At 70.6% G+C, this 14,958-nt stretch carries 17 protein-coding genes and 1 pseudogene; 7 read left to right on the top strand and 11 right to left on the bottom strand.

The window, feature by feature from the left end; translation table 11 throughout:
• Window positions 1–425 precede the first annotated feature (425 nt).
• The 4 genes and pseudogenes from AC067N_RS03345 to AC067N_RS03330 form a co-directional block, all read right to left on the bottom strand.
• Window positions 426–755: a hypothetical protein gene (locus tag AC067N_RS03345; protein WP_478677191.1), complete on the bottom strand. Its 330-nt coding sequence runs from the start codon at window positions 753–755 to the stop codon at window positions 426–428.
• 88 nt (window positions 756–843) lie between these two features.
• Window positions 844–1,332, bottom strand: coding sequence for a hypothetical protein (locus AC067N_RS03340; RefSeq protein ID WP_478677156.1), 489 nt, complete (start codon window positions 1,330–1,332; stop codon window positions 844–846).
• A 69-nt stretch (window positions 1,333–1,401) separates the two neighbouring features.
• The gene (locus tag AC067N_RS03335) at window positions 1,402–2,013 is read right to left on the bottom strand and encodes a DNA-3-methyladenine glycosylase (protein WP_478677155.1); all 612 of its coding nucleotides are present in this window, start codon (window positions 2,011–2,013) and stop codon (window positions 1,402–1,404) included.
• Window positions 2,014–2,042: 29 nt separating this feature from the next.
• Window positions 2,043–2,144: pseudogene (locus tag AC067N_RS03330) on the bottom strand (DNA-3-methyladenine glycosylase); the annotation flags it as partial.
• A gap of 209 nt (window positions 2,145–2,353) precedes the next feature.
• Between AC067N_RS03330 and AC067N_RS03325 the strand changes: the two are divergent.
• From AC067N_RS03325 to AC067N_RS03315, 3 genes are all read left to right on the top strand, one after another.
• Window positions 2,354–3,136, top strand: a complete 783-nt coding sequence (locus tag AC067N_RS03325) for a sporulation protein (protein ID WP_478677154.1) — start codon at window positions 2,354–2,356, stop codon at window positions 3,134–3,136.
• Between the two features lie 40 nt (window positions 3,137–3,176).
• Entirely contained in the window at window positions 3,177–3,716 is a 540-nt protein-coding gene (locus AC067N_RS03320; protein ID WP_478677153.1) for a YbhB/YbcL family Raf kinase inhibitor-like protein, read from the top strand.
• A gap of 153 nt (window positions 3,717–3,869) precedes the next feature.
• On the top strand, window positions 3,870–4,376 hold the full coding sequence (locus tag AC067N_RS03315; RefSeq protein WP_466806798.1) for an HNH endonuclease: 507 nt from the start codon (window positions 3,870–3,872) through the stop codon (window positions 4,374–4,376).
• A gap of 72 nt (window positions 4,377–4,448) precedes the next feature.
• On the opposite strand, the gene AC067N_RS03310 is transcribed toward AC067N_RS03315, so the two are convergent.
• The 3 genes from AC067N_RS03310 to AC067N_RS03300 form a co-directional block, all read right to left on the bottom strand.
• Window positions 4,449–5,396 carry an SPFH domain-containing protein gene (locus AC067N_RS03310; RefSeq protein WP_468096436.1) on the bottom strand — a complete coding sequence of 316 codons (948 nt, stop codon included), beginning with the start codon at window positions 5,394–5,396 and terminating at the stop codon, window positions 4,449–4,451.
• A 158-nt stretch (window positions 5,397–5,554) separates the two neighbouring features.
• Complete coding sequence (locus tag AC067N_RS03305; RefSeq protein ID WP_478677152.1) at window positions 5,555–5,986, bottom strand: NfeD family protein; 432 nt, start codon at window positions 5,984–5,986, stop codon at window positions 5,555–5,557.
• Between the two features lie 146 nt (window positions 5,987–6,132).
• Window positions 6,133–6,924, bottom strand: a complete 792-nt coding sequence (locus AC067N_RS03300) for an ABC transporter ATP-binding protein (protein WP_478677151.1) — start codon at window positions 6,922–6,924, stop codon at window positions 6,133–6,135.
• Window positions 6,925–7,074: 150 nt separating this feature from the next.
• Here AC067N_RS03300 and AC067N_RS03295 point away from each other — a divergent pair, with 150 nt between their 5' ends.
• Window positions 7,075–7,857, top strand: coding sequence for a hypothetical protein (locus AC067N_RS03295; RefSeq protein WP_478677150.1), 783 nt, complete (start codon window positions 7,075–7,077; stop codon window positions 7,855–7,857).
• A gap of 78 nt (window positions 7,858–7,935) precedes the next feature.
• On the opposite strand, the gene chpE is transcribed toward AC067N_RS03295, so the two are convergent.
• The 4 genes from chpE to AC067N_RS03275 all read right to left on the bottom strand — a co-directional run bounded on the left by chpE (window position 7,936) and on the right by AC067N_RS03275 (window position 11,729).
• Window positions 7,936–8,184: a chaplin ChpE gene (chpE, locus tag AC067N_RS03290; RefSeq protein ID WP_478677149.1), complete on the bottom strand. Its 249-nt coding sequence runs from the start codon at window positions 8,182–8,184 to the stop codon at window positions 7,936–7,938.
• Window positions 8,185–8,345: 161 nt separating this feature from the next.
• Window positions 8,346–8,987: a response regulator gene (locus AC067N_RS03285; protein WP_478677148.1), complete on the bottom strand. Its 642-nt coding sequence runs from the start codon at window positions 8,985–8,987 to the stop codon at window positions 8,346–8,348.
• Window positions 8,980–10,125, bottom strand: a complete 1,146-nt coding sequence (locus AC067N_RS03280; protein ID WP_478677147.1) for a GAF domain-containing sensor histidine kinase — start codon at window positions 10,123–10,125, stop codon at window positions 8,980–8,982. Before AC067N_RS03280 ends, AC067N_RS03285 begins: the two co-directional genes overlap by 8 nt.
• A 158-nt stretch (window positions 10,126–10,283) precedes the next feature.
• A complete protein-coding gene (locus AC067N_RS03275) occupies window positions 10,284–11,729 on the bottom strand; it encodes an FAD-dependent monooxygenase (RefSeq protein ID WP_478677146.1) in 1,446 nt (481 codons plus the stop codon).
• Window positions 11,730–11,938: 209 nt separating this feature from the next.
• On the opposite strand from AC067N_RS03275, the gene AC067N_RS03270 reads away from it, so the two are divergent.
• The 3 genes from AC067N_RS03270 (at window position 11,939) to AC067N_RS03260 (ending at window position 14,806) form a co-directional block, all read left to right on the top strand.
• Complete coding sequence (locus AC067N_RS03270) at window positions 11,939–12,538, top strand: TetR/AcrR family transcriptional regulator (protein ID WP_478677145.1); 600 nt, start codon at window positions 11,939–11,941, stop codon at window positions 12,536–12,538.
• A gap of 490 nt (window positions 12,539–13,028) precedes the next feature.
• On the top strand, window positions 13,029–13,724 hold the full coding sequence (locus AC067N_RS03265; RefSeq protein ID WP_478677144.1) for an SDR family NAD(P)-dependent oxidoreductase: 696 nt from the start codon (window positions 13,029–13,031) through the stop codon (window positions 13,722–13,724).
• Window positions 13,721–14,806 carry an S-adenosylmethionine:tRNA ribosyltransferase-isomerase gene (locus AC067N_RS03260; RefSeq protein ID WP_478677143.1) on the top strand — a complete coding sequence of 362 codons (1,086 nt, stop codon included), beginning with the start codon at window positions 13,721–13,723 and terminating at the stop codon, window positions 14,804–14,806. Before AC067N_RS03265 ends, AC067N_RS03260 begins: the two co-directional genes overlap by 4 nt.
• The last annotated feature ends 152 nt before the right edge of the window (window positions 14,807–14,958 follow it).

The raw sequence follows: 14,958 nt of genomic DNA, 5'->3' as shown, positions 1-14,958 counted from the left end.
AGATCCGGTAGACGGGGTATCAACATATCTGGCGTTGATTTTTGGCACGCTGTTGAGTTCTCAAGGAACGGACGCTTCCTTTGTACTCACCCGAGTGTTTCTCGGGCTTTCCTCCGGGCGCTTCCCTTCGGTCTTGCGTTTCCGACTCTATCAGATCGCTTTCCGATCCGATTCCCTGTCGGCGGGATTTGCCTTTCGGCCGTCTCCGGGCCTCTCGGTTTCCCTCGCGGCCTTTCGACATTCACTACGTTAGCCGATTCCCTCGGCAACTCATAATTGAGTTCTGCGGACTCGAATCAGGGCATGCCTAATTCGCCCCCGCCGAGGGGATGTCGTAGGTAGTGGGTGGCCGCTTCCGGCTGCTGGCTGACTGCCGTACCCGGTTCAAGCGGCTCGGGCTACGTTACGGACCGGCAGGAGGCGAGTCAAGTTCGGCGGCGACGGGGGACGTGTGCCCGACAGGGGCGCTTGGTGAGGTCGTCGGCGATCCGGAAGCCCGGGGGCGGCCGCCTCCGTCCCCCGCGACACCGGCATGGGAACCGTTGCGTACCTGGTCGGAGTGCGACGGGGGTGCCGGTCGGAACCGTAGAGGGGGGTCTCGGCGAGCAGGTGTCCGTGGCGTCGAGGGCCCGGTCCACGTCCAGGGCCGCGGCCAGGAGGACCGGCCCTTTGGCCAGTTCCTTGTCACTTTCGGCCGAGATTCGACGTTTGCGGGCGGGCGCGGCGCCCTTGATGACCTCGCCTGTGCGCGGCAGGACCGCGCTCGCACCGACCCTCCCGACCTCCCGCGCCGGCCGGTCGCCTCCCGACCGGCACTGGCCGGACAGATGGAGCGCTCAGCGCTCAGGCTGAGGCATCCTCAAGCGGAAGGTGGTCTCGGAAGTACTGGGACTCCAGCCACTCCTCCTTGACGAAGAGCGGACGTGTAAGGCGCGCTTCCCCGACCCACTGCGAACGCAGAACAAGTCCGAGATCGGTCAGGGACAGCGACTGGTCGGGGGTGTAGAGGACCCAGTTGCCGTGCTCAGCTGCGTGGTCCAGCAGAAACTGCCGGCCCCGCGCCGGATCGCTCCCTGCCAACGGGAAGCCGGCCAGGAAGACCTGCGGACCGGTGACCGCGTCCAGCGCGACGCATGCGAGCTTGCCCGCGTCGTAGAACGCCTTCACCCCGTCCGGGAAGTCTTCCTGGTCGTACGGACCGCCGACCCGTGCCAGAGGCCCGGAGACCAGCAGTGCGTCGGCGATCTCGGCCGGAGACATCCCGAACCGCAGCGGCCCCACGCCTTCCCCGGGTCGCAGTTCCCAGGGCTCCCGCTCCATATCCGCGCTCATCCACCCGTCCCTACGTCTGACCGGCCCAGACTTCCCCGCCGACCCGCCGAGAGCGAAGCGTACAGCGGCTCAGGGGCCGGCGGACGGTCTGGCTCTGGGACTCAGTCGGTAGGCCGAGACCGTCGGATCACCGGCGAGGTAGAACCGGTGTTGCCAGTCGTGGGCCTTGCTCACGCCTACGCGAGGACCGACCTGGATGAGCGCGGTGGGCACCGGCTCGCCCTCGGACAACATGACCGAGGTGCCGGCCAGGAGGTCTGCGCCGTTGTGCTCTCCCGTGATGCCGAGAGCCTGGCAGAAGTTACCCGGCCCTCGGGCAAGGCGTGCACTCTCGACTCGCTCCCCTCGCCGCTTGCGTGCCAGGTCCTCCCCCTCGATGACCCTGCCTGCCCGGATGAGGACAGCCGACGCGATGCCGTCCGTCCCGGTGACGACGTTGGCGCACCAGTGGAGACCGTGGGAGCGGTACACATAGAGGTGTCCTGCGGGTCCGAACATGACGGCGTTACGGGGCGTCCGGCCCCGGTAGGCATGGGACGCCGGGTCGGCCGTACCGGAGTACGCCTCGGTCTCCGTGATGACGATGCTCACGGTTCCCTCGGGGGTCCTGCAGGTGAGGACGCTCCCGAGCAGCCCGGGGGCGACCTCTTCGGCAGGATGGGCGAGAAGGTCGACGTTCATGCCGACCGCGCAATCGGACCGCCCCCGGTGGTGTGCGCGAGGCTGCGTCCCCGGAGGTCGGGGGCGACCTCCGGGACGGGGCGGTCGAAGAACTCCCGGGGCAGGGGCGTACGGTCGGGGGTCGCGATCATGGCGTACGAGCGTAGTCCAGACGGGTGCGGACCGGTGGGTGGCGAGGAGGCGTCCTCCTTGGAAGTGTGGGGACACGGAACCGGTCGCCGTCGGTTCGCGTTTGTAGGGATCAAGGGTCCACGCCACACAGAGCGATGCACGCGATCCACCCACACAGAACTACAGAGCCACACAGAAGCACAGGCATTGCCTGACGGGAGGAACAGACATGGGGTTCAAGCGACTGCTCGCGAGCCTGGGGGCCGGTGGCGCTTCGGTCGAGACGGTGCTGACCGAGATCAACGTGGTGCCGGGCGGTGTCGTCCAGGGTGAGGTGCGGATCCAGGGCGGTTCCGTGGACCAGCAGATCGAGGCGCTGTCGGTCGGGCTCCAGGCCAGGGTCGAGGTCGAGGGCCAGGACACGGAGTACAAGCAGGACATCGAGTTCAGCAAGCAGCGTCTCGGGGGTGCCTTCGAGTTGAAGGCACAGGCGGTGCACGTGGTGCCCTTCGGGCTGGAGATCCCGTGGGAGACGCCGGTCACGACCATCCAGGGGCAGGCGCTGCCGGGGATGCACATCGGTGTGACGACGGAGCTGGAGATCGCGCGTGCGGTCGACTCCGGTGACCTGGACCCGATCAACGTGCACCCGCTGCCGGCGCAGCAGGCGATCCTGGACGCCTTCATCCAGCTGGGCTTCCGCTTCAAGAACGCGGACATGGAGCGCGGTCACATCCGGGGGACGCGGCAGAAGCTGCCCTTCTACCAGGAGATCGAGTTCTTCCCGCCGCAGCAGTACCACGGGCTGAACCAGGTCGAGCTGAGCTTCGTCGCCGACCAGCACGAGATGGACGTCGTGCTGGAGATGGACAAGAAGCCGGGGCTGTTCAGCGAGGGCAGCGACTCGTTCCGTTCGTTCAGGGTGGGGCTGCAGGACTACGGGAACACGGACTGGGCCGCCTACCTGAACCAGTGGCTGTCGGAGGTCGGCAGCAAGCGCAGCTGGTTCTAGGCTCTGAACCAACCCACCGGATCCACCAGGAGGTACCGAGGTGACCGAGCCGAAGAGGCCGCCGCTCCCCCACGATTTCCACCCGGCCGTGCCGTCCTTCACGGTCACGAGTGAGGACGTCGAGCCGGGGGCGACACTCAAGGACGCTCAGGTCCACGCGGGCGGGAACACCTCTCCGCAGCTGCGCTGGGAGGGCTTCCCGCCGGAGACCAAGAGCTTCGCCGTGACCTGCTACGACCCGGACGCCCCCACGGGCAGCGGGTTCTGGCACTGGGTCCTGTTCGACATCCCGGCCACCGTGACGGAGCTGCCGGCCGGCGCGGGTTCGGGGAAGTTCGAAGGGCTGCCCGAGGGCGCGGTGCACGCGCGCAACGACTACGGGACGCGTGACTTCGGTGGGGCCGCGCCGCCGCCGGGCGACCCGGCGCACCGCTATGTGTTCACGGTGTACGCCGTGGACCAGGAGAAGCTCGGTCCGGATTCCGACGCTTCGCCCGCCGTGGTGGGATTCAACCTCCGTTTCCACACGCTGGCGCGCGCCCAGCTCATCGGTGAGTACGCCGCTGTAGCGGAAAAGTAGCGAAGCAGGACGTTCATTGAACGTTTGCCCGCCTCTGGTCTTGGAAGTGATCAGAGGCGGGCATTTTTTATTGCGTTGTCCATCTCGGCGTGCCCGGCCACAGTTGATCCAAGCCCGCCGGGGAGTGGGCTGGTGCACAGGAGGTGGGCTGGAATGCGGGACACGCTGGTACTGAACGCGAGCTTCGAGCCGCTGTCGACGGTGACGCTCAACCGAGCCGTCGTTCTGGTACTGCAGGACAAGGCCGTCGTCGAGCAGACCCACCCCGAACTGCGCATGCGCGGAGCCGCGGTCGACATACCGGCGCCTCGGGTGATCAGGCTCTGCAGGTACGTGAGGGTGCCGTTCCGAAGACAAGCGCCGTGGTCGAGGCGGGGTGTGCTGGTACGGGACAGGCACAGGTGCGCGTACTGCGGCAGGCGGGCGACGACCGTGGACCATGTGGTGCCGCGGTCCAAGGGCGGTTCGGACAGCTGGCTGAACACGGTGGCGTCGTGCGCGGAGGACAATCACCGCAAGGCGAACCGGACTCCGGACGAGGCGGGAATGCCGCTGCTGCGGCAGCCGTTCGAGCCGACGCCGGCGGACGCGATGCTGCTGTCCCTCGGTCATGACGACTTCGACGCGCTGCCGGACTGGCTGTCCAGGGGGGCCGCGTAACCGCGTCCCCGGCCGCTGTCGTATGACGCTGGGCCCGCCCCTCCTTGCGGAGGGGCGGGCCCAGCGTCATGTTCAGTCGATGGCGGGCTTCTCGCGGCGCTCGGTGTTGCCGTCGGCCGGCCTGGGAACGGTGGGGCCGCCGCCCAGGTTGCCGAAGTTGCCCATGGCTCCGGAGAGGCCCTTCAGGGCGTCGCCGATCTCGCTGGGGACGATCCAGAGCTTGTTGGCGTCGCCCTCGGCGATCTTCGGGAGCATCTGGAGGTACTGGTAGGAGAGGAGCTTCTGGTCCGGGTCACCGGCGTGGATGGCCTCGAAGACCGTACGGACGGCCTGGGCCTCGCCCTCGGCGCGCAGGGCGGCCGCCTTGGCCTCACCCTCGGCGCGCAGGATCTGGGACTGCTTCTCGCCCTCGGCGGTCAGGATCGCCGCCTGGCGCGTACCTTCGGCGGTGAGGATCGCGGCGCGCTTGTCACGGTCGGCGCGCATCTGCTTCTCCATCGAGTCCTGGATGGAGGTCGGCGGCTCGATCGCCTTCAGCTCGACGCGGTTGACGCGGATGCCCCACTTGCCGGTCGCCTCGTCGAGGACGCCTCGCAGGGCCGCGTTGATCTCCTCGCGGGAGGTCAGGGTCCGCTCCAGGTCCATGCCGCCGATGATGTTGCGCAGCGTGGTGACGGTGAGCTGTTCGATCGCCTGGATGTAGCTGGCGACCTCGTAGGTGGCGGCGCGGGCGTCGGTCACCTGGTAGTAGATGACCGTGTCGATGTTCACGACCAGGTTGTCCTGGGTGATCACCGGCTGGGGCGGGAACGGGACGACCTGCTCGCGGAGGTCGATGCGGTTGCGGATGGAGTCGATGAACGGGACGACGATGTTGAGGCCCGCGTTGAGCGTGCGTGTGTAGCGGCCGAAGCGCTCGACGATGGCGGCGCTCGCCTGTGGAATGACCTGGATGGTCTTGATCAGGGCGATGAAGACCAACACCACCAGAATGATCAGGACGATGATGATCGGTTCCATCGTTCGCTCCCCGTGCCCTTCTCCGCCGTGGCGCTTGTGGAAGATCTTATGCCTGTTTGCCTGTTGAAGATCTTGCTCGTCGAGTCTGGCAGAACAGCGCCTGCCAGGTGGGACGTTCGGTGCATTGCGTGGTCGCGTCGTGACCGCGTCGTACGAGGTCACATGACGATCGCCGTGGCTCCCTCGATCTCCACGACGTCGACTTCCTGGCCCACCTCGTAGGTCAGCCCGGAGTCGAGGGCGCGGGCCGACCAGATCTCGCCGCCCAGCTTGATGCGGCCGCCCGTGCCGTCGACCCGTTCCAGGACGACGGCTTGTTTGCCCCTCAGGGCGTCGATCCCGGTGGCGAGTTCGGGCCGTTGGGCCCGGTGGCGGGCCGCCACGGGCCGTACGACGGCGATGAGCGCCACGGACACGACGGCGAAGACGACCACTTGGAGTACGACACCGCCGCCCAGCCCCGCGGTCACGGCACCGGCGACGGCGCCCAGGGCGAGCATGCCCAGTTCCGGCATCGCGGTCACGACGAGGGCGATTCCGAGCCCGGCCGCGCCTATCAGCCACCACACCCATGCGTCGATGCTGTCCACGACGTCAATGGTAGGACCGGGAACGCCCCGCCGACAGAGCGCACGGTCAAAGATCGCTTACAGCGAGATCCGCCAAGTCGGGTGCGCACGGCCCGGGTTGTGGAGGCGTGGCGCCCGACCGGCGGATCGGCGGGAGGAGTTGGCCGTCAGGTGAGGGGCAGGCCCTGGGCCGTCCAGCGCTCGCCGACCTGCTCGACGACGAGTGGGAGACCGAAGCAGAGGGAGAGGTTGCGGGAGGTGAGCTCCAGTTCCAGGGGGCCCGCGGCGAGGACCTTGCCCTGACGGATCATCAGGACATGGGTGAAGCCCGGGGGGATCTCCTCGACATGGTGCGTGACCATGATCATGGAGGGGGCGATGGGGTCGCGGGCGAGGCGGCCGAGACGGCGGACGAGGTCCTCGCGGCCGCCGAGGTCCAGGCCGGCGGCGGGCTCGTCGAGGAGGAGCAGTTCGGGGTCAGCCATCAGGGCGCGGGCGATCAGGGTGCGCTTGCGCTCGCCCTCGGAGAGGGTGCCGAACCTGCGGTCGACGTACTCGGTCATGCCGAGGCGGTCGAGGAAGGCGCGGGCGCGCAGTTCGTCGATCTCCTCGTAGTCCTCGTTCCAGGTGGCCGTCATGCCGTACGCGGCGGTGAGCACGGTCTGCAGGACGGTCTGGCGCTTGGGGAGCTTCTCCGCCATGGCGATGCCGGCCATGCCGATGCGGGGGCGCAGTTCGAAGACGTCGACGCCGCCGAGGGTCTCGCCGAGGATCGTGGCGGTGCCCTTGCTGGGGTAGAGGTAGCTGGACGCGACGTTGAGGAGGGTGGTCTTGCCGGCGCCGTTCGGGCCGAGGATGGCCCAGCGCTCGCCCTCCTTGACCGACCAGGAGACCTGGTCCACCAGAGCCCGGCCCTCGCGGACCACGGATACGTCCTCCAGCTCCAGAACATCGCTCATGAGCGCGCTGTCTCCCCTTGCAGTGTCGGCCTGTCTCGGCTGTCGCGTACGCCTGTGGTTGGAGCCACCGCCGGGTGGGCGCAGCCCTCAGGGAAATCTACGCCACCGGTCGGGCCGTCCATTCCATCGGCCGGTCCTTAGGGTGGGGGCATGCTCTCGGAACCACGCTCAGGACGCCTTGCCGCATGGGGAAACGCCCTTCTTGCCGGACTTGTCTCGCCGGACGACGCGGTGCTCGCGATCGTCGGGGAGGACGCGGTGCACCGGGTGGAGGGGTTGCCCGGCGAGTCGGGGCCCGTCGGCTTGACACTCGCGCTGGGGCGGCTGCGGGCGCTGGGGGTGACCGGGTTGCGGGTGGCGCTGCCCGCCCCCGGGCATCCGCTGGGGCTCAGTGGGCCGCCGGAGTTCAACAAGCGGGCGCTGGAGGCGGAGGAGGCCGTGGTGTGCCACGGCGGAGCGCTGGGGCTGGTGCCGGAGGTGTACGCGGCGGGTCCCACGGGTGACGAGCATGTCGAGGTCGTCTGGCACTGTCTGGAGGTCCGGGAGGCGCCGCCCGCGGATGTGCCGTCCCTCGGGGAGGCCGAGCGGGAGCTGGCGGAGGCGTTGCGGGAGGCGACGGCCGTGATGGCCCGGTTGGACGTGGCGGCGTCGGGGCCGGTGGCGGAGGCGGCGATCGACGCGTATCGGGCGCGGGCCGAGCGGGGCCGGGAGGTTCTCGCGCCCGGGTATCCGGCGCGGGCGGTGCGGGTGCTGGAGCTGGCGCAGCGGGTGGGGTTGCTGATCTCGCTGGCGTACGAGAACGGGCACGGCGGTGCGGTGAGCGCGTCGGAGATGGCGTCGCGGGTGGCCGCGTTGCGACCGGTGGAGCGGACGGCTCGACGGGCGCAGGTCGCGGCGTACAACGCGTTCGTGGAGGACCTGGAGCGCGGGTAGCGGGGCCGCCGGCATGGCTGACCGGCCTTCCAGAGAGGTCTGGAAGGCCGGTGTTCACCGGTGCTCCGGGGCGGAACGTCAGTGGTTGACACCCAGGTTGCCGAAGGCCGGGTTCAGGATGCCCACGGCGTTCACGCTGTTGCCGACCGCGTTGACCGGGATGGCGACCGGGGCCTGGATGACGTTGCCCGAGATGACGCCCGGCGAGCCGACGGCCGTGCCGCCCGCGTGCGCCCCGCCGTCGGTGGCGGAGGCCATGCCGGCACCGGCGGCGACGAGGCCTCCGGCCACCATCGTGACGGCGGCGGCCTTCTTCAGGTTCTTCACTTCTGAGCCCTTCCCCTCTGCGATCACTGCGGCGGTCGCACGCAGCACGCACTGAAGAACGGCCGGGCTCCGCCGAGGATGCGCCATTCGGAGGACATACACCCGACGGTATGAATCTCAGATCGGAGCGGAACCTTCCGGGTCACCGGACAGGTGGCACATCATCCGGTCATACCGTGGCGCACCGCCCACAGCGCTGCCTGGGTCCGGTCCGCCAGGTCGAGCTTCATGAGGATGTTGGAGACGTGGGTCTTGACCGTCTTCTCGGACAGCACCAGGGCGCGGGCTATCTCCCGGTTGGAGCGGCCGTCGGCGATCAGACCGAGTACCTCGCGCTCCCGTTCGGTGAGTGAACCGCCCCTCCCCTGACCGGAGTTGGCCTCCTCCTGGGACAGGAGCACCCCGGCGACCTCCGGCTGGAGCAGGATGTGTCCGGCGTGCACGGAGCGGATGGCGCCGGCGAGGGCGTCGGGGTCCACGTCCTTGTAGACGTATCCGGCGGCGCCGGCGCGCAGGGCCGGGACGACCGTGCGCTGCTCGGTGAAGCTGGTGACGATGAGCACGCGTGCGGGGTTGTCGAGGTCGCGGAGCCTGCGGAGCGCTTCGATGCCGTCCATGCCCGGCATCTTGACGTCCATGAGGACGACGTCGGGCCGGAGCTCCTCGGCGCGGGCGACGCCCTCGGCGCCGTCGGCGGCCTCCCCCACGACCTCGATGTCGTCCTGCACCTCCAGGAACGTGCGCAGGCCGCGGCGGACCACCTGGTGGTCGTCGACGAGCAGCACCTTGATTGCGTCAGCCACCGGGGACCTCCATCTCGATCGTGGTGCCCTTGCCGGGCGCCGATTCCACGGTCAGCGTGCCGCCCACACCGCTCGCCCGGTCACGCATGGAGACGAGGCCGAGGTGGCGTCCCGCGCGGCGTATCGCCTGCGGGTCGAAGCCGCTGCCGTCGTCGGTGACGCGCAGCACGGCTCCGGTGCCGCGGCGCTCCAGGGTGACGTCGACGTGTTCGGCGCCCGAGTGACGCAGGGCGTTGTGCAGTGCCTCCTGGGCGACGCGGAGCATGGCCTCCTCCTGGGCCGCCGGCAGGGCGCGGGCGCCGCGTCCGGAGAAGGTGACGCGGGCGCCGTGGGCGCGGTCGAGGACGTGGATCTGGGTGCGCAGGGTGGCGGCCAGGCCGTCCTCGTCGAGTCCGGCGGGGCGTAGTTCGACGACGGCGGCGCGCAGCTCGTCCGCGGCCTCGGCGGCGAGGGCGGCCACCTGCTGGAGTTCGCCCTTGGCGCGGGAGGGGTCGCGGTCGACCAGGGCGGCCGCGGCCTGGGCGGTCAGGCGCAGGGAGAACAGCTTCTGGCTGACGGCGTCGTGCAGTTCGTGGGCGATGCGGGAGCGTTCCTCGGCGATGGTGAGCTCGCGGCTGCGCTCGTAGAGGCGGGCGTTGGTCAGGGCGATCGCGGCGTGCTGGGCGAGGATCGACAGCAGTTCCTCGTCGTCCTCGGTGAATCCGCAGCCCCCCTCGGGCCGGGGGCAGCGCTTGTTGGCGAGGAAGAGGGCGCCGATGACCTCGTCACCGTCGCGGACGGGCAGGCCGAGGAAGTCGACCAGGTCGGGGTGGGCGGTGGGCCAGCCCTCGAAGCGGGGGTCCTTGCGGACGTCGGCGAGGCGCTCCGGGGTGGCCTCGTGGAGCATCGCGGCGAGGATGCCGTGCTGGCGCGGGAGGGGGCCGATGGCCTTCCACTGCGCGTCGGTGACGCCGTCGACGACGAACTGGGCGAAGCCGCCGTGGTCGTCGGGGACGCCGAGGGCGGCGTACTCGGCGTCGAGCAGGTCTCGGGCGGAGGCGACGATCGTCTTGAGGACGTCGCGCACCTCCAGGTGTCTGCTCATGGCCAGCAGCGCGGAACTCACCGCCGCGAGGCCCGACCGGGGACCTTGACTCATGAACTCACCGTACCGGCGGGTCCCGGCACCGCGGATCGGGCCACCGGCGGCGTCGCCCCGGTCGTCGGACCTAGGACCGGAGGTCCTGTCGTTCGGATCGGCCCGGCAGCGAGGTGCGGCCTCTCGACCGCCCTGACCCCGCGACGCCGGGACAACCCTTAGCCGGGATACCGGGCCACCGCTTCCTCGATCAGGGCCGCGTCCGCCTCCTCCGCCGCCCAGGCCACGTATCCGTCGGGCCGTACCAGGAGGGTCGTCCGGCGGTCGCCCGCCCAGTGCTCCACGGTCAGCCACCCCTCACGGACACCGGGGCCTTCGTACGTCCCGGGCGTGATCAGCACGAACCGGCCGCCGCGGAGCGCCTCGTGGAGCCGGCCGTCCTTCAGGGCGAGGTCGGGGACGCGGGTGCCGGTGAGGCGGTGGGCACCGCGGGGGGCGGGGTAGGCGTAGCCGATCCCGGTGATCTGGCCCAGGGCCTTGCGCTGCACGGGCGGGGCCATGTCGACGAACGCGGAGACGAGGGCGCGGGCGGCACGCAGCAGCGGATTCCGCGCGCGGGCCAGCCGGACCAGTCCGCCGCTGCTGCGCAGCACCGCCCTGCCGACGGGGTGGCGCTCGGCCTCGTAGCTGTCGAGGAGCCCTTCGGACGCCCTGCCCTGGACGGCCGCGGCGAGCTTCCAGCTCAGGTTGGCGGCGTCCTGGAGGCCGGTGTTCATGCCCTGCCCGCCGGCCGGGGAGTGGATGTGTGCGGCGTCCCCGGCGAGGAAGACCCGCCCGACCCGGTAGTGCGGTGCCTGGCGCTCGTCACTGTGGAAACGGGAGAGCCAGCGGGCGTCGTGCATGCCGTGGTCGGTGCCCAGGGCACGGCGGGTGATCTCCTTGACCTCGTCGAGGTCGAGCGGGGCGTCGTCGGAGACCTCGTTGCGGCGGTTCCAGCCCATGACCCGGTACCAGCCGTCGCCGAAGGAGGCGATCATCGCGAAGGCGTCGCCGCGGCCGTTGACGGTGAGGACGCCCTCGGGCTTCTCGGCCAGCCGGACATCGGCCAGGATCAGCGACCTGATGACGGAGACACCGGGGAAGTCCAGGCCGATCGCCTCCCGCACGGCGCTCCGGTGACCGTCGGCGCCGACGACATAGGCCGCCCGGCGGGTGATGACCGCTCCGTCCGCGCCGCGCACGTCGAGGTCGACCCCCTCGTCGTCCTGCCGCAGCCCCACGACCTCGCTCTCGTAGGCGAACTCGACCCCGGCCTCCCGGGCCCGCCGCTCCAGGAGCCGCTCGACCTCGTACTGCGGGGTGATGAGCAGGAACGGGAAACGCGAGGGCAGCGTGCTCAGATCGAGGGTGAGGCGGCGGAAGAGCCGCAGGCCGGTGATGGTGTCGCCGGTGGTGAGGAGTTCGTCGGCGAGGCCGCGGGCGTCGAGCTGCTCCAGGGTGCGGGCGTGAACCCCGAAGGCGCGGGAGAGGTTGCTGGTCCTGTGCGGCCGCTTCTCGACGAGGGTCACGGTGACGCCGGCCTCGGCGAGGTCACCGGCGAGGAGGAGGCCGGTGGGGCCGGAGCCGACGACGATCACGGTGCGGTGGGTTGCGGTGCCGTTCATGGTGGCCTCCTGTTGCCGGCGCCTGCTTGCCGTCATCCGTTGCCAACAAATGTTGGCCAACGCTCGTTGACGAAGGTAGCGAGGCGCCGATGATGATGTCAACAATCGTTGGCAAACATTTGTTGGCGAACGTTTGTTGACCACCACCCGTGACACCACCGGTTGACCTACACCCGTTGACCTACACCCGTTGGCCTACGCTTGTTGGCATGAACGGCAGCGACAGCACCTCCACGGATTCCGGCCCCGCCTCCCCCCGCCGCTCGGACGCCACGCGTGGCGCGATCCTCGCGGCGGCCCGCGAGCGCTTCGCGGCCGACGGCTACGAGCGAGCCACCATCCGCGCCATCGCCAGGGACGCGCACATCGATCCGTCGATGGTGATGCGGTACTACGGCAACAAGGAGGGCCTCTTCGCGGCGGCCGTCGCCATCGACCTGCGGCTGCCGGACGTGAGCGGGGCGGACCGCCGGCAGGACGTGGGGCGGATCCTCGTCGAGCACTTCCTCGACATCTGGGAGAACAACGAGGTCCTCACCGCCCTGCTGCGCGTCGGTGTGACCAACCAGGCCGGGGCGGAGCGCATGCAGGGCATCCTGCGGGACCAGCTGCTGCCGGTCGCCCGGCAGGTGTGCCCCGACCCCGAGCAGGTCCCGGCACGGGCGGCACTCATGGCGTCGCAGCTGCTGGGGCTGGCGCTCACGCGGTACGTGCTGCGGATGCCGCCGGTGGTCGGGCTGGCACGGGCGGAGGTCGTGGCATGGCTGGCACCGACGATCCAGCGGTACCTGACCGCGCCGAGTCCCTGAGGCTTGCCGGGCGCTCGTCGGTGGCCATGCCTCACCACTGCTTCTGGCGGTTGATGCGGCACTCAACCGGGTCGCGCCACTTGCACGCCTCCCGGCCGAAGGCCGGTGACCGGCCACCCCGGCCGCCCCGGCCGCCCCGGCCACCCGTCACAGCCGGTGTCCGCGCTGGTCAGCGGGGACGGCGAGCACTGCCCGGAAGCGGCGTTCGCGCAGTGCTCGCGGGCCGCGCGGGACGAGCCGCGCCCACCGCCCGCCAGTCGAAGCAACACCCGGACCGACGACCGGCTGATCCGGACGAAACCGCCTGGGCGCCGGGCCTGCGACCGGACCTACGACCGGACCTAGGACCCCGGGCTCCGGCCGGTGGCCTAGGGCGAAGGGCCTTCGCGTATTGCGGCCCGCGTACGAGGCGGTGGGGAGGTGCGGGTTCCTACGTTGAGATCACCGCCGACCGGAGTGGGAGGCGGCGGACGACGAGGGGACGGATGTCATGCCGGTGGCGATCATCACGGGGGCTTCCAAGGGCCTGGGACGGGCACTGGGGGAAGCCCTGGCGGAGCGCGGCTGGGACCTGGTGCTCGACGCGCGGACGGCGGAGGTCCTGCGGGGGACGGCGAAGGAACTGTCGGCGTACGGGACGCGGGTCGAGGCGCTGCCGGGGGATGTGACGGACGCCGGGCACCGGGCCGGGCTGGTGGCGGCGGCCCGTGCGCTGGGCGGGCTGGACCTGCTGGTGAACAACGCGAGCGCGCTGGGTGCCGAGCCGCTCGTACGGCTGGAGGGGCTTGCCCTGGACGGGCTGCGGCGGGCCCTGGAGGTCAATGTGGTCGCGGCGCTGGGGCTGGTCCAGGAGGCGCTGCCGTTGTTGCGGGCGTCGGAGGCGGGCTCGGTGATCGACGTCAGTTCGGACGCGGCGGCGGAGGCGTACGAGACGTGGGGCGGGTACGGGGCGTCGAAGGCGGCGCTGGACCGTCTGTCGGCGGTGCTGGCCGTCGAGGAGCCCGGGCTGCGGGTGTGGTCGGTCGATCCCGGGGACATGGCCACCGATCTGTACGCGGCGGCCGTGCCGGACGACGACGATCCGCGGCCGCGTCCGGAGAGTGTCGTGCCGGCGTTCCTGCGACTGGTCGACCGGCGGCCGGCCAGCGGCCGCTACGGGGCCCCTTCGCTGCTGGAGACGCGATGACGACGGCGCTGAAGGTGCCGGGTGACCGGCTGGCGCGGGTGCCGGTCGAGCAGCGCGGGCCGGGCCTCGACCGGGATTCCGTGCGCCTGCTGGTGTCGCACGGAACGGAGGTGTCGCACCACGCGTTCGTGGAGCTCCCCCGGCTGCTGCGGGCCGGGGACCTGCTGGTGGTGAACACGTCGTCGACCCTGGCGGCGGCCGTCGACGGGGTGATCGGGCACGCACGGGTGGTGGTGCACTTCTCCACGCGGGGCGAGGACGGGCGGTGGGCCGTCGAGCTGCGGGATCCGGACGGAAGAGGCACCACACGGGCGCGTGCGGGTGGTCCCGCGGGGACTCGGGTGCGGCTCGCGGGGGGCGTGCGGCTGGTGCTGGAGGAGCCGCTGAGCGAGCGGGGCCGGCGGCTGTGGTGGGCACGGGTGTCCTCGTCGGACGTCCTGGGGCTGCTGCGGGTGCACGGGCGGCCCATCCGGTACTCCTACACGGAGCGGGATCAGCCGTTGTCGGTGTACCAGACGGTGTTCGCGCTGCCGTGCGAGGACGGGGCGGGCAGCGCGGAGATGCCGAGCGCGGCGCGGCCCTTCACCGCGCGGCTGGTGGCGGAGCTGGTGAGCCGGGGGGTGCAGTTCGCGCCCGTCACCCTGCACACGGGGGTGGCGTCGGCGGAGGCGCACGAGCCGCCGTATCCGGAGCGGTTCGCGGTGCCGGAGGCGTCGGCGCGGCTGATCAACGCCGTCCGGGCGGGGGACGGCCGGGTGGTCGCGGTGGGGACGACGGCGGTGCGGGCCGTGGAGTCCGCGGCCGGTGCCGACGGTGTCGTACGGGCCGGTGCGGGGTGGACGGATCTGGTGGTCACTCCGGAGCGGGGGGTGCGGGTGGTCGACGGGCTGGTGACCGGTCTGCACGAGCCGGAGGCGTCGCATCTGCTGCTGCTGGAGGCGGTCGCGGGGCGTGCGGCGGTCGACCGGGCGTACGCGGAGGCGATGGCGGGGCACTACCTGTGGCACGAGTTCGGGGACGCGCATCTCATCCTTCCCTCCGAACCGCCTCACACTGCGCATTGCGTCAGCAACTGCATGTAAGGACAGGGTGCCGCCGGTGTGAGGCCGGGCATAGGGCGCGCGTCACGTACGAAGCTCCCTAGGAGATGGATACGCCCGGTTTGAGCGGGACAGACGTGATGGTCTGTCCCGTTTTGCCGCTTCCGCGTCCACTAAACGACATCGTAGGTCAC

The organism is Streptomyces sp. NPDC042364, assembly GCF_056437585.1.
Note: the sequence above shows the minus strand (reverse complement) of the source record. Positions and strands in the feature narration are given on the sequence as shown.

Coding starts and splice junctions, on each gene's coding strand:
- AC067N_RS03300 (WP_478677151.1), bottom strand. CDS start 6,924: ATGAGCGATGTTCTGGAGCTGGAGGACGTATCCGTGGTCCGCGAGGGC.
- AC067N_RS03270 (WP_478677145.1), top strand. CDS start 11,939: ATGAACGGCAGCGACAGCACCTCCACGGATTCCGGCCCCGCCTCCCCC.
- AC067N_RS03265 (WP_478677144.1), top strand. CDS start 13,029: ATGCCGGTGGCGATCATCACGGGGGCTTCCAAGGGCCTGGGACGGGCA.
- AC067N_RS03340 (WP_478677156.1), bottom strand. CDS start 1,332: ATGAGCGCGGATATGGAGCGGGAGCCCTGGGAACTGCGACCCGGGGAA.
- AC067N_RS03325 (WP_478677154.1), top strand. CDS start 2,354: ATGGGGTTCAAGCGACTGCTCGCGAGCCTGGGGGCCGGTGGCGCTTCG.
- AC067N_RS03260 (WP_478677143.1), top strand. CDS start 13,721: ATGACGACGGCGCTGAAGGTGCCGGGTGACCGGCTGGCGCGGGTGCCG.
- AC067N_RS03275 (WP_478677146.1), bottom strand. CDS start 11,729: ATGAACGGCACCGCAACCCACCGCACCGTGATCGTCGTCGGCTCCGGC.
- AC067N_RS03315 (WP_466806798.1), top strand. CDS start 3,870: ATGCGGGACACGCTGGTACTGAACGCGAGCTTCGAGCCGCTGTCGACG.
- AC067N_RS03335 (WP_478677155.1), bottom strand. CDS start 2,013: ATGAACGTCGACCTTCTCGCCCATCCTGCCGAAGAGGTCGCCCCCGGG.
- AC067N_RS03310 (WP_468096436.1), bottom strand. CDS start 5,396: ATGGAACCGATCATCATCGTCCTGATCATTCTGGTGGTGTTGGTCTTC.
- AC067N_RS03280 (WP_478677147.1), bottom strand. CDS start 10,125: ATGAGTCAAGGTCCCCGGTCGGGCCTCGCGGCGGTGAGTTCCGCGCTG.
- AC067N_RS03295 (WP_478677150.1), top strand. CDS start 7,075: ATGCTCTCGGAACCACGCTCAGGACGCCTTGCCGCATGGGGAAACGCC.